General features: G+C 67.6%; 13 protein-coding genes and 1 tRNA gene. 6 read left to right on the top strand and 8 right to left on the bottom strand.

Annotated features, from left to right (window positions below):
- Positions 1-20: 20 nt before the first annotated feature.
- From J2X52_RS04170 to serS, 3 genes are all read right to left on the bottom strand, one after another.
- Positions 21-110 (bottom strand) — tRNA-Ser (locus tag J2X52_RS04170).
- A gap of 90 nt (positions 111-200) precedes the next feature.
- The gene (locus tag J2X52_RS04165) at positions 201-1,202 is read right to left on the bottom strand and encodes a LysR family transcriptional regulator (RefSeq protein ID WP_310149169.1); all 1,002 of its coding nucleotides are present in this window, start codon (positions 1,200-1,202) and stop codon (positions 201-203) included.
- Between the two features lie 118 nt (positions 1,203-1,320).
- Positions 1,321-2,598: a serine--tRNA ligase gene (gene serS, locus J2X52_RS04160; RefSeq protein ID WP_310149166.1), complete on the bottom strand. Its 1,278-nt coding sequence runs from the start codon at positions 2,596-2,598 to the stop codon at positions 1,321-1,323.
- A 121-nt stretch (positions 2,599-2,719) separates the two neighbouring features.
- On the opposite strand from serS, the gene J2X52_RS04155 reads away from it, so the two are divergent.
- Positions 2,720-3,391 carry an energy transducer TonB gene (locus J2X52_RS04155; RefSeq protein WP_310149162.1) on the top strand — a complete coding sequence of 224 codons (672 nt, stop codon included), beginning with the start codon at positions 2,720-2,722 and terminating at the stop codon, positions 3,389-3,391.
- Positions 3,392-3,539: 148 nt separating this feature from the next.
- Complete coding sequence (locus tag J2X52_RS04150) at positions 3,540-4,007, top strand: TonB family protein (protein WP_310149158.1); 468 nt, start codon at positions 3,540-3,542, stop codon at positions 4,005-4,007.
- Positions 4,008-4,151: 144 nt separating this feature from the next.
- On the opposite strand, the gene aroA is transcribed toward J2X52_RS04150, so the two are convergent.
- The 3 genes from aroA to serC are packed head-to-tail and all read right to left on the bottom strand — an operon-like array spanning position 4,152 to position 7,733.
- The gene (gene aroA, locus J2X52_RS04145; protein ID WP_310149155.1) at positions 4,152-5,465 is read right to left on the bottom strand and encodes a 3-phosphoshikimate 1-carboxyvinyltransferase; all 1,314 of its coding nucleotides are present in this window, start codon (positions 5,463-5,465) and stop codon (positions 4,152-4,154) included.
- Positions 5,462-6,640 carry a prephenate dehydratase gene (gene pheA, locus J2X52_RS04140; protein ID WP_310149153.1) on the bottom strand — a complete coding sequence of 393 codons (1,179 nt, stop codon included), beginning with the start codon at positions 6,638-6,640 and terminating at the stop codon, positions 5,462-5,464. Before pheA ends, aroA begins: the two co-directional genes overlap by 4 nt.
- Positions 6,633-7,733, bottom strand: a complete 1,101-nt coding sequence (serC, locus tag J2X52_RS04135; RefSeq protein WP_310149149.1) for a phosphoserine transaminase — start codon at positions 7,731-7,733, stop codon at positions 6,633-6,635. The genes pheA and serC overlap by 8 nt, the downstream gene beginning before the upstream one ends.
- A gap of 132 nt (positions 7,734-7,865) precedes the next feature.
- On the opposite strand from serC, the gene msrP reads away from it, so the two are divergent.
- Positions 7,866-8,834: a protein-methionine-sulfoxide reductase catalytic subunit MsrP gene (msrP, locus tag J2X52_RS04130; RefSeq protein WP_310149147.1), complete on the top strand. Its 969-nt coding sequence runs from the start codon at positions 7,866-7,868 to the stop codon at positions 8,832-8,834.
- A gap of 68 nt (positions 8,835-8,902) precedes the next feature.
- Positions 8,903-9,517, top strand: coding sequence for a protein-methionine-sulfoxide reductase heme-binding subunit MsrQ (locus J2X52_RS04125; RefSeq protein ID WP_310150253.1), 615 nt, complete (start codon positions 8,903-8,905; stop codon positions 9,515-9,517).
- A 101-nt stretch (positions 9,518-9,618) separates the two neighbouring features.
- On the opposite strand, the gene J2X52_RS04120 is transcribed toward J2X52_RS04125, so the two are convergent.
- Entirely contained in the window at positions 9,619-10,422 is an 804-nt protein-coding gene (locus tag J2X52_RS04120; RefSeq protein ID WP_310149143.1) for an FHA domain-containing protein, read from the bottom strand.
- Positions 10,423-10,526: 104 nt separating this feature from the next.
- Between J2X52_RS04120 and J2X52_RS04115 the strand changes: the two genes are divergently transcribed.
- A complete protein-coding gene (locus tag J2X52_RS04115; RefSeq protein WP_310149140.1) occupies positions 10,527-10,799 on the top strand; it encodes a polyhydroxyalkanoic acid system family protein in 273 nt (90 codons plus the stop codon).
- Between the two features lies 1 nt (position 10,800).
- Here the strand turns inward: J2X52_RS04115 and J2X52_RS04110 are convergent, their stop codons facing one another.
- Entirely contained in the window at positions 10,801-11,520 is a 720-nt protein-coding gene (locus J2X52_RS04110; protein WP_310149138.1) for a hypothetical protein, read from the bottom strand.
- A gap of 383 nt (positions 11,521-11,903) precedes the next feature.
- Between J2X52_RS04110 and J2X52_RS04105 the strand changes: the two genes are divergently transcribed.
- Positions 11,904-12,488 (top strand): phasin family protein, encoded by a 585-nt coding sequence (locus J2X52_RS04105; RefSeq protein WP_310149135.1) that lies wholly within the window; start codon positions 11,904-11,906, stop codon positions 12,486-12,488.
- Positions 12,489-12,634: the final 146 nt, after the last annotated feature.

Below are 12,634 nucleotides of genomic sequence, written 5' to 3'. Positions count from 1 at the left end.
GATCGAGCGAGAACGGGATGTGGCGGAGAGAGTGGGATTCGAACCCACGGAAGGTTTGACCCTTCGGCGGTTTTCAAGACCGCTGCCTTAAACCACTCGGCCATCTCTCCGATGTGTCCGCTCGCCGGGCCCGTTACGCGGGAAAGCCGGAGATTCCAACGATCAGCGATCGAAGCCGCATGCGCGGGCGTCGTCGCCGCTCACGCCATTGTCGCACGCACCGTGGCGGATGAGATACGCGGCGGCGGGACGGCGCCGGGGACCGGCTTCTTTTCGCAGTTGCGGCAGTCGAGGCTGGACGCTTCGATCAGCGGCGGCAGCTTTTCGGCGAGAAAGTCGATGAAGACGCGCACTGCCGGCAGCAGACCGCGACGCGACGCAAACACGGCATGGGCGATGCCCTGCGGCAGATGCCAGTCCGGCAGTACGACTTCGAGTTCGCCGTTGCGCACCGCTTCGGCGCACAGGGTTTCGGGCAGCATCGTGATGCCCAGGCCCTGCTTGGCCAGCGCCATCAGCATCGGAAAATCAAAGCCGGCGACGCGTGGCTTGAGTTCGACGCGGCGCGTGGTGCCGTCATTCGCCTGCAAGTCCCAACGCTGCTTCACCTCGTCCTCGCCCATGCTCATCGTGGTGTGCTGGTCGAGCTCGTCAGGATCCTTGGGACGGCCCATACGATCGAGATAACCCGGGCTTGCGACCAGCAGTTCCTGGATCTGGCCGAAGCTGCGCATCACCAGACTGCCGTCGTCGTCGAGCTTGGAGCGCACGCGCACCGCGACGTCGAAGCCTTCATTGATCACGTCGACGCGGCGATTGCTGACATGCAACTGCACGCGGACCTGCGGATAACGGGCGAGGAACTCGGGCAGCATCTGCGGAATCGACTGCTGGGCGATGCTCACCGGCACGCTGACCCGGACCAGTCCGCGCGGTTCCGCGCTGAGACGGTCGACCACCTCGCGCGCGGCGGTGGCTTCGGCGAGCATCGACTGCGCGTGGCGGAAGACGCTCTGGCCGACATCGGTCACTGCGAAACGACGCGTAGAACGCTGCAGCAAACGCACGCCCAGTTCGGTTTCCAGCTGGCTGATACGGCGGCTCAGGCGCGACTTCGGGATGCCCAAGGCGCGCTCGGCAGCGGCGAAACCGCCGTGCTCGACCACCATCGCGAAGTAATAGAGATCATTGAGATCCTGCATGGAGCCGCCCTCGCTATCGGAACAATGCGCGGTATATCAGCACCTTTATCCTAATTTTGCAACAGACGACACCTATCGCTGCCATTCGTTCCAAACAGGACGATTCGACGTACCGCGATCAATCGATGTGAGACAGCCCGCCCATATAGGGTCGAAGCACTTCAGGCACCTCGATCGAACCATCGGCCTGCTGGTAGTTCTCCATCACCGCGACCAGCGCCCGACCGACCGCGACGCCCGAGCCGTTGAGGGTATGCAGCAGTGCCGGCTTGCCGTCGGCGACGCGCCAGCGGGCCTGCATGCGTCGCGCCTGGAAGTCACCGCAGTTCGAGCAGGAGGAAATCTCGCGGTAAGTGCCCTGCGACGGCAGCCAGACCTCCAGGTCGTAGGTCCGCTGCGCTGTGAATCCCATGTCGCCGGCACACAACAGCATCCGGCGGTACGGCAGGCCCAGTTTCTCCAGCACGACCTCCGCGCATCGCGTCATGCGCTGGTGCTCGGCTTCACTGTCGTCGGGCGTCGTGACCGACACCATCTCGACCTTCTCGAACTGATGCTGCCGGATCATGCCGCGCGTGTCGCGACCGTGGCTGCCGGCTTCCGCGCGGAAGCACAGCGAATGTGCAGCCATGCGCAGCGGCAGGCGCTCTGCGTCGATGATCGAATCGCGCACGATGTTGGTCAGCGAGACCTCGGACGTCGGAATGAGGTAGCGCTTCGCCTCATTGACCTCCAGCGCGAACAGATCTTCTTCGAACTTCGGCAACTGACCGGTACCGAGCATGCTCTCGGGATTCACGATCAGCGGCACGCTGGTTTCCTCATAGCCGTGCTCATCGGTATGCAGATCGAGCATGAACTGCGCGAGCGCGCGATGCAGGCGTGCGAGCTTGCCGCGCAATACGGTGAAACGCGCGCCGCTGAGCTTGGCCGCGGTCTCGGCATCGAGCCAGCCGTGCCGCTCGCCGAGCGCGACGTGGTCGCGGACCTCGAAGTCGAATGCGCGCGGCGTGCCCCAGCGCGACTGCTCGACGTTGTCGGACTCGTCGCGCCCCACCGGCACGCCGGCATCCGGCAGGTTCGGCACACTGAGCACGATCGCCTCGATGTCGGCCTGGATCTGGACCAGACGCGCTTCGCTGGCCTTGAGTTCGTCGCCGAAACCGGCGACTTCGGCCAGCAGCGGCGCGACGTCCTCGCCCTTGGCCTTGGCCTGACCGATCGCCTTGCTGCGCGTATTGCGCAGGTTCTGCAGTTCCTGCGTACGCATCTGGATCTGCTTGCGCTCGGCCTCCAGCGATTCGATCCGCGACACCGGCAGTTCGAACCCGCGGCTTTCGCGCAGGCGCGCGGCGGTATCGGTGACGTGCTGGCGCAGGAGGCTGGGATCGAGCATGGCGGGGCTTCGGCTTGTCGAGTACGGAAGCCGCATTATCGCCCGGATCCATACGCGACGCGCCCGCGCAGCACGCGCTGGGCCGTATGCAAGAATGCGGCGCCACGTCGAGGAGCCCGCGATGCCCGCTTCGCCCCCGCCATTGTCCGTCCGATTGCGCCGCACCCTGCGCGAAGCGTTGCCGAGTGGCCGCGCATGGTGGTTCGTGATCGGCGGTTGCGCGGCAGGTGTGCTGCTGTTCGCCCTGCTGTGGCTGGCGCGTTCCTCGACCGGCACCTCGCGGGACGGTGAAAATATGCCGACCATGCCCGACGATCAGGCGATGGCGCCGCTACCCGCGCCCCTGCCCGCGGCTGGCAGCACCGACCGCGGCTTCGATTACGCCAGCCCGCAGGACACGCGCACGCCGGTGCGGATCGATGCGCACGTGCCGCAGACCGCGTCGCCTGCGCCCGTCGCCGCGCCGAACGATCAAATGCCGGCGCCGCAGGCCACGACCGCGGCCACCGACCTGCCGACCAGCGTGCCGCGACCGGTCTCCACCCAGCAACCCGAGTACCCGCGTGCGTCGATGCGGCGTGGCGAACGTGGCGAGGTGCTGCTGCTGGTCAAGGTCGGCGCCGACGGTCGCGTCGACGGCGTGGATGTCGTCAGCAGCAGCCAGCATCGTCGTCTCGATCGCGCGGCCGTTGCCGCAGTGCGTCGCTGGCGGTTCGAGCCGGCGCTGCGTGACGGACGCCCGGTCGCGGGCGAGCTGCGGATTCCGTTCTCGTTCGCGCCCGAGGGCGGCTGATGGCATGCATTGCGGTGCACATTGCATTTACATTCCGCATGGGACGCTCGCCGCACCCATTCAGCTGACGAGGTGCGGCATGAACGACCCGGTACAGCGTCCCATCGATCCCCCGCAGCAGGACCCGCCACGTAAAGGGTCCAGCCCGTTGCTGTGGATTCTGCTGCTCGTAATACTCGTCGCGCTCGGCTGGTATGCGCTGACCCAGCGCGGGACGACCGACACAGCCGAACTGCCGCCGACACCGGTCATCGACGATCCGGCCGCGCCACCCGCAGAACGCGAGCCAGCGACCCGCGCCACGCCGCGTGCCGATACGGCACCTGCCCGCCCGGCGGATCGCGAAGCACGTCCGCTCGAACAGCCGGAAATCCCGTATCCGCCTGCTGCCGCGCGCAGCCGCGAGGAAGGATCGCTGATCCTGCTGGTGCAGGTGGATGCGAATGGCAATGCCACCGATGTGACGGTCGAGAAGCGCAGTGGCTCGCGTGATCTCGATCGCGCCGCGCAGCAGGCCGTGCGTGACTGGAAGTTCGAACCGGCGATCCAGGGTGGCAAACCGACCGCGAGCACGGTGCGCGTGCCGATCGACTTCACGCTGCAGGATGCGGGCTGATCCATCCATCTTGAAGCGCGCTGCACGCAGAACGCCCGCATTTCCGGATGCGGGCGTTTCTGTTTGGATCTGCGCTTCTGTGGAAGCGCGCGCGAGATAGGGACTCACACCAAAGCCCTTCGCGCGTGAGCGCACTCCTACGGGTCAGCCGGTGCGCAACGAGAAGCCGGCCGTCTCCGCCAGTTCGAGGAACCCCGGGAATGAGGTCGCAACATTCGCGGTGTCGCCGATGACGACATCGCCGCGTGCCCGCTGACCGGCGATCGCGAACGACATCGCGATGCGGTGGTCGCCATGACTGTCGACGCGACCGCTGCCGACGCCATCCGCACGTCCGGTGATCGTCGCGCCATCCGGCGCTTCTTCGATGTCGACATCGAGTGCGCGCAGGCCCGCCGCCATCGTCGCGATGCGATCCGATTCTTTGACCCGCAGTTCGTGCGCGCCGGTCACACGCGTCACGCCCGACGCGCAGGCCGCGGCGACGAACAGCGCCGGAAACTCGTCGATCATGTCCGGCACATGCTGCTCGGGCACGTCGATACCGCGCAGCGGTGCGTAGCGCACGCGCAGGTCGGCCACGGGCTCACCGCCCTCCTCGCCCGCATCGGATTCGACGATGTCGGCGCCCATCAGGCGCAGCACGTGCAGCAGACCGGTGCGCCGCGGATTCATACCAACGCGGCGCAACAGCAGATCGGAACCCGGCACGAGGCTCGCCGCGACCAGGAAGAACGCGGCCGACGAGAAATCCGCCGGCACGCGCACGTCGGTCGCACGCAGACGGTGTCCGCCGGTCAGGCGGGCGATGCCCGGCGCGAATTCAATCGGCCAGCCGAACGCGGCGAGCATGCGCTCGGTGTAGTCGCGCGTCGGGCGCGTCTCGTGGATGACGGTCGCGCCATCGGCGTACAGACCCGCGAGCAGCAGGCAGGATTTGACCTGCGCGCTGGCGAGCGCGTTGTCGAACTCGATGCCGGTCAGCGGGGTGCCTCCGTGCACCTGCAGCGGCGGGACACCACCTTCGCCGGTGTCGATGCGCGCGCCCATCCGCGCAAGCGGCTCGGTGACACGGCGCATCGGCCGCTTCGACAGCGACGCATCACCGACCAGCGTGCTGTCGAAGGCCTGCCCCGCGAGCAGGCCCGCAATCAACCGCATACCGGTGCCGGCATTGCCGCAGTCGAGCGGACCGTCGGCCGGGCGCAGGCCATCGATGCCGACGCCGTGCACGATGCGCACGCCGGGCGCCGGCGTTTCGATCGCCACACCGAGGCGACGGAAGATCGCCTCGGTCGCGCGCGCGTCCTCGCCTTCGAGAAAGCCTTCGATGCGCGAGGTGCCATCGGCGAGCGCGGCCAGCATGATCGCGCGGTGCGAAACCGACTTGTCGCCTGGCACCCGCACTTCGCCCCGCAGCGGCGCACCCGGCGCCGCGATCCACGATACCTCGCTCACGGCACTGCGACCGGATAGGAGCCAAGCACGCGCACCTCGCCCGCGAACGCGTCGATCTCGCCGAGCGCGTCCTTCAGCGGCGATTCGTCGACGTGGCCGTTGACCTCGATGAAGAACGCGTACTGCCACAGCGCACCATGTGCGGGCCGCGACTCGATGCGGTTCATGCTGATGTCGCGTCGCGCCAACGGCTCGAGGATGCGGTAAAGCGCGCCCGGCTGGTCGCGGATGAAGACCATCAGCGAAGTGCGATCGTTGCCCGATGTCGGGAACGCGCCGCGGCCGATCACCAGGAAGCGCGTGGTGTTGTCGCTGCGGTCCTCGATCGGGCCGGCCAGCACTTGCATGCCATAGACGTGCGCGGCGTTCTCGCCCGCGATCGCCGCGGCGTCGTCAGACTTCTTCGCACGGCGCACGGCTTCGGCATTGCTGACCACGGCATGCTTTTCGACGCCCGGCAGGTTCTCGCGCAGCCACTGCTTGCACTGCGCCAGCGACAGGCCGTGCGAATAAACGCGCTCGATGTCCTCAATACGACCGGTGCGCGACAGCAAGTACTGGTGCACGCGCAGTTCCACTTCGCCGCAGATCTTCAGCGGCGAGGTCAGGAACATGTCGAGCGTCGACTGGATCGTGCCTTGCCCCGAGTTCTCCACCGGCACGACGCCGAAATCGGCATTGCCGGCAGCGACCTCGTCGAACACTTCCTCGATACTCGCCAGCGGCAGGCCCTTGGCCGAGTGGCCGAACTGCTTGTGCACGGCCTGCTGCGAGAACGTACCCTCCGGGCCGAGGTAGCCGATCTTCAGCGGCTCCTGCTGGGCCAGGCACGCGGACATGATCTCGCGGAACAGGCGCACGAGTTCGGTATCCGACAGCGGGCCGTCGTTGCGGTCGACCACACGGCGCAGCACCTGCGCCTCGCGTTCGGGCCGGTAATAGTCGACCGCTGCAGCGAGCTTGCCCTTGGCCTTGCCGACCTGGCGCGCGAACTGCGCGCGCTCGGCGATCAGGGTCTGGATCTGATGGTCGATGCCGTCGATCTGCGCGCGCACCGCGTCGAGATCCGGCTTGGCGACACCTGCGGTGGCCGCGGCTTTCACCGCGTTGGCCTTCGCAGCCGCCGGCTTCTTCGCCCGTGCGACTACCGGGGTCTTCTTCTTCGAATCAACCATGGGTCTTCTGGAAATCCTGCATGTAGGCAACGAGGCTGCGCACACCGTCTACCGGCATCGCGTTGTAGATGGACGCGCGCATGCCGCCGAGCACGCGGTGGCCCTTGAGGCCGATCAGTCCCGCTTCGCGCGCGCCGTCGAGGAACGCGGCATTGCGCGCCTCGTCGGCGAGGAAGAACGGCACGTTCATGCGCGAGCGCACGGCAGCATCGATGTCGTTGCGGTAGAAGCCGCCCGAGCCGTCGATCGCGCCGTAGAGCAGTGCCGACTTCTCGTCGCTGCGGCGGTTGAATTCCGGCGTGCCGCCTTCGTCGAGCATCCAGCGGAACACCAGGCCGGCCACATACCAGTTCCAGGTCGGCGGCGTGTTGAGCATCGAGTCGTTGGCGAGCTGCGAGCTGTAATTGAAGATGTCGGCGCGCGGCTGGCCGGCGCGCTCAAGCAGGTCGCGGCGCACGATGACGACCGAGATGCCGACCGGCCCGAGATTCTTCTGCGCACCGGCATAGATCACGCCGTAGCGCGAGATGTCGATCGGCTCGGACGCGATGCTGGAGCTGAAGTCGGCGAACAGCGGCACGTTGCCGGTATCGGGCGCGGGCTCGCCCCAGGCCGGCCGGTATTCAACGCCGTGGATGGTTTCGTTGGCGGTGATGTGCACATAGGCGGCGCCGGGCGTCAGCCGCCAGGATTCGCGTGCGGGAATCGTGCGGTAGCCGTCGGCTTCGCCGGTGGCGGCGATGTTCACCGAGACCGCCGGCGTAAGCTGCTTGAGTGCGGTCTTGCCCCAGTGGCCGGTGACGACGTAATCGACGGTGTCGCCCTGGCTCGCGAAGTTCAACGGCAGCAGCGCCTGCGCCGTCGTCGCGCCGCCCGGGAGGAACAGCACGGCGTAGTCATCGGGGACGCCGAGCAGCGTGCGAAGATCGGCTTCGGCGCGCGTGGCGACCTCCATGAACTCCGGTCCGCGGTGGCTCATCTCGACGATCGACGCGCCGGCACTTCCCCACTCCAGCATGTCCGCCTGCGCCTGTTTCAGCACGCTTTCAGGCAAGGCCGCCGGTCCCGGGGCAAAGTTGTACGCACGCGCCATTGAACACTCCACGGAACGGATTTCGGGGCCGGCAAGTATGCCGCAGCGCAACAGTCTGACGCGCATCCGATGGTTGCGCTGGCAACGTATGTCACTGGTCCACAACAGGCGCGTCGCGCCGAGGAGCTCCACATGTCATTGCGCGATGCGTTGCGGATCAGGGAGTCCGAAGTCACCGACGAAAGCGTCTACCGAGACCGGCGGCGTCTGCTTGCGTTGATGGCCGCCGCGCCCGCGCTGTCGCTGGCGGGATGCGCCGAAGCCGAGCCGCCGCCGGCATCGACCACGCCGGTCACGCCCGCGCAGGCGCGCAGCGGCTTCCGCACCGACGAGCCCCTGACCCGTTTCGAGGACATCACCAGCTACAACAACTTCTACGAATTCGGCACGGGCAAGGGCGATCCGTCGAGCGCCGCGAAAACGCTGCGCACCTCGCCGTGGACGGTCGAAGTTGGCGGCGAATGTGCCAAACCGGGTCGCGTGTCGTTCGAGGACCTGCTGCGCGGCGTCGCGAACGAGGAGCGCATCTACCGCCTGCGCTGCGTCGAAGGCTGGTCGATGGTGATTCCGTGGAGCGGCGTGCCTCTGGCTTCGGTGCTGCGCAAGTTCGAACCGAACGCCAAGGCGAAGTACGTCGCGTTCACCACCCTCGCCGATCGCGAGCAGATGCCCGGCCTGCGCTTCCGTTCGATCAACTGGCCCTACCGCGAGGGTCTGCGTATCGACGAGGCCATGAATCCGCTCGCCTTCCTCGCCACCGGCCTGTACGGCAAGGCGTTGCCGCAGCAGAACGGCGCGCCGCTGCGACTGGTCGTGCCGTGGAAGTACGGCTTCAAGAGCATCAAGTCGATCGTCGCGATCCGCTTCGTCGAACGCATGCCCAGCACCGCGTGGAACGATCTGCAGCCATCGGAGTACGGATTCTTCAGCAACGTCAATCCGGCGGTCGACCACCCGCGCTGGAGCCAGAAGACCGAGCGGCGCATCGCAGGCACCGTCAACCGTCTCCGCGCCAACCGCATCGACACGCAGCCATTCAACGGCTACGCGGACCAGGTGGCCTCGCTCTACTCGGGCATGGATCTGCGCAAGTGGTACTGAAGGCCGCACCCGCGGCACGCCCGGCCCGGCCGGCGACCCCGCCCGCGATCATTGCCGCCAAGACGCTGATGCATCTGCTGTGTCTGGCGCCGCTGGCCTGGCTGGGCTGGCGCGTCTGGCAGGTGCTGGGCGGCGCGAATGTCGACGTGCTCGGCGCTGAACCGGTGGTGGCGATTGAACACGAGCTCGGCATCGGCGCGCTGCGGCTGCTGCTGATCACGCTGGCCATCACCCCGCTGCGCCAGATCACCGGTTGGACCGCGACGCTGCGGTTCCGGCGCATGCTCGGGTTGTACGCATTCGTCTATGCCAGCCTGCATTTCGGGGTCTGGCTGGCGCTGGATCTGGTCGGCGATCTGTCGCAGGTCGCGACCGAGATCGCGCGCCGCCCGTTCATCACCGTGGGCTTTCTCGCGTGGCTACTGCTGGTGCCGCTCGCGGTCACATCGACCAAGGGATGGATGCGGCGGCTGGGCCGCAAGTGGGGACAGCTGCACAAGGCGATCTATCCGATCGCGGCGCTCGCGGTGCTGCATTTCTGGTGGATCGTGAAGTCCGACTGGCGCGAGCCTGCGCTGTACGCGGGGATTCTCGCGGTGCTGCTGGGCTGGCGGGTGTGGAAGGCGGTGCAGCGCAGGCGTGCGGTCAACGCGTCCGGCCGCGCCGCAACGCCCAGACGATGAGGCAGACCACGGCTACGGGGATTGCGATGACGCCGAGCACGATGACCCAATGCCAAATGCTGAAACTGCCCATCGCGATATCTCCAACAGTGTGTGGTGGATCAAGCCGTCCCGAACAGCAGCAACGCGCTCAGCAAGCCTGCGATCACCACCGCCGCCAGCAACAACCACGGCAGCGGCAGTCCGCCTCCGCGTGGCGCCGTGGATTCATCGACCAGCGCCTGCGGCTCCGGTGCACGGTCGTAGCCGGCGCTGAGCCCCGGGCGTGCAGGTGCTTCGATGACGAAGCGATGGTGGGCGTCGAACACGATCTGGTCGCCGGCCTGGAGGACCGCGTCGCGCATGGCCTCGCCATTGACTACGCTGCCTTCCGCTGAACCGAGATCGGTCAGACGCACCACGCCACCCATGCGTTCCAGGCGCGCATGGCGGTCGGCGAAACCCGGCTCGTCGATGCGGATGTCGGCTTCTGCATGCCGGCCGACCAGACGCGGCCCATCCAGGGTGAAACTGCGGCCGTGATACCGACCGCCGACACCGCGCAGCACGATGCGCGGGTCGGGCTCGCTGCCGTCGACGTCGTCGAGCCCGGCTGCCGGCGCGACCGCCGAAACCGGTGTCGTCGACACCAGGCGCAACTCGTGTCCATCGACGAAAATCGCATCTCCCGTGCGCAGCATCGCCATGCGCCGCACCTGACGACCGTTGACGTGCACGCCCTGGACGCCTTCGGTGACCGTCAGCCAGACGCCGCGTCGATCGACGCAGAAGCGCACGCTGGGTTCGTCGCCGTCGGTGACAGGTGCCAATACGCCTGTGCGCCCACGACCGATGCCGTGCACGCCGATGTCGAGCGGCAGTTCGGGGGCCTCGGGCGTGGGGAATCGCAGCTTGAGCGCAGTCATGCGGCGGCAATCTAGCACGAGGCCGCGCAGCTGCACGCCGTCACTTGGTCACTGCGCCCCGTCGACGCACAATGCGCGTCCAACGACAACCCGCGGAGCCTCGCATGGCTGGTATCGACATCACGCATCCCCATTCGCTGCCGCCGGCCGAGGCCCGCACCGCGGTCGAAGCCGCCGCGCAGAAGCTCTCCGAGCGATTCGACATGAAGTACGGCTGGGACGGTGACACGCTGAACTTCAGTCGCTCGGGCGTCAACGGCGCGATCGCATTGCTGCCGGAGAGCCTGCATGTCACCGCCAAGCTGGGCTTCCTGCTGTCGGCGATGCAGGGCCCGATCGAGGCCGAAATCCGTCGGGTGCTGGCGGAGAAGTTCTGAACTAGGTGTCCAGCGCGTAAGGCGCGGGGTGCCCGGCGAACAGCCTTCGTGACACCTCGCGCTCGTCGCGCTCGATCTCGGCAACGAAAGCCTCCGGATCGCCCAGCGCCTCGAACGCGCCATACCCGCGCTCCAGGAAGCCCTGCAGTTCGGTCAGACCTGCAAGGCGGGCCGGGCCTCGCGAGAAAGCCAGCAACGCAGACACGCCGCGCACGTGCAGCGCGTTGCCGAAGCCGCGGCCCACGCCTGCGATCAACCGCACCTGACGCCGGCGCAGGCCTGCACGACCGACCTGGCGATAGGCCTTCGCATACAGCGCGTCGTCGAGCCTGCGTCGCCGCGGCGCCAGATCGTGCAACGCCGCGACCATGTGCAGATCCAGGACCTGGCTCAGGGCCCCGAGCTCGAGGGCATCCGCGACCGTCTCCAGCAAACGCGCGGGCAGCAGCCGTCGCATCGTCGGCAGGATGCGCGCGATGTCGGCGTCGCGGCGGGTGAAGTCGTGATCGCCGTACACATCACCGAGAAAGAAGTTGGCCGCCGGCGCGCGCGTCGGGTCCTCGAGAAAGTGCGCAAAGCTCGTGCGCAGTCGCGCGGCCTGCCAGCGCCGCAATTCGGCCAGCCAGTGCGAGCGCGCACGCGCGTCGTAATCCGGGTCGTGCAGGGCCTGATGCCAGGCCAGCCGTCGCGTGAGGCGGGCGGAAATATCGGATGCCGTCATCGGCGCATCTTCGTCGCTGCCGGCGTGCGGAGCAATCCTGTCGCAGGGGGTTCGCACCGCACCGCCTGACCACCCCGGGTGTTCGAACCGGGACGATGCGTCCTCGCGAGGGTGGCTCCTCGACGGCTGCAGCGACTCGACGCGACCGCGCACGTCGGGCACACGCGTCCTTGCTGCGGATCGGATCAAGCGGCGTCTGGAGATCCGGCCAACCTCGACCGCCCCGCCTCCGTGGGGTCCGCGCCCTCGGCACCTGGGTCGGCCCGGGATCGCTGCACGCCCGTTGCGCGCGCTCGAGGGATATGGTGTGCATTATCGACACGCCTGCGTCCCGCGCGGCGCACACCTCCAGATCGCTGCATCCACCCAGACCGGAGACACCGATGGCCACGTCCAAGAAGACCGCGAAAAAAGCCACGAAGACATCCGCACCGCGTCGCAAGCCCGCCCATGCCGATGCCGCCGTCGGCGACGCACCGCCGCAGTCGATCAGCGAGTCCGCGCAGCAGATCTGGCTGGCGGGCGTCGGCGCGTTCGGCCGTGCGCAGGCCGAGGGCACGCGCCTGTTCGAAGGCTTGATGAAGGAGGGGGCCGGCATCGAGAAGAGTGCCCGCACCTACGCAAGCACACGTGCGAGCGCGGTCCGCACTGCGGTGGAAACCGGCGCCGACCAGACCCGCGAGCGCGCCATCGAGACCTGGGACCGGCTGGAAAAGGTGTTCGAGGACCGCGTGCAGCGCGCGCTGGTCAAGCTGGGTGTGCCGGGCCGTCACGACGTGCAGTCGCTCAGCCGGCGCGTCGATGCATTGACCGCGGCCTTGCAGGCGAAACAATCTGCGCCGGCGCGCAAGGCGGCGAAAGCGCCGGCGAAGAAGGCCGCAGCAAAGAAGGCGGCGCCGCGCAAGACGGCGAAGACGTCGAAGGCGCCGGCGAAGCGTGCAACGAAGAAGTCTGCGAACGCCCGCTGATCGTAGGGTCGTCCGGCGGTTCGGCGTGGTGAGCTCTGGCGCATCCCGCGCAATTCCTGCCACCCCCTCCGTCGGATTGCGCCGCCCTGCCCTCCTCCGCCTGCGGAAGAGGGTCTTGGTGTCTGCCACCGCGCCGATCCGACGCT

The sequence above is a fragment of the Luteimonas sp. 3794 genome (assembly GCF_031456825.1).
Classification (GTDB): Bacteria; Pseudomonadota; Gammaproteobacteria; order Xanthomonadales; family Xanthomonadaceae; genus Luteimonas.
The sequence above is the reverse complement of the archived record's forward strand: the minus strand, read 5'-3'. Positions and strand labels throughout refer to the sequence as shown.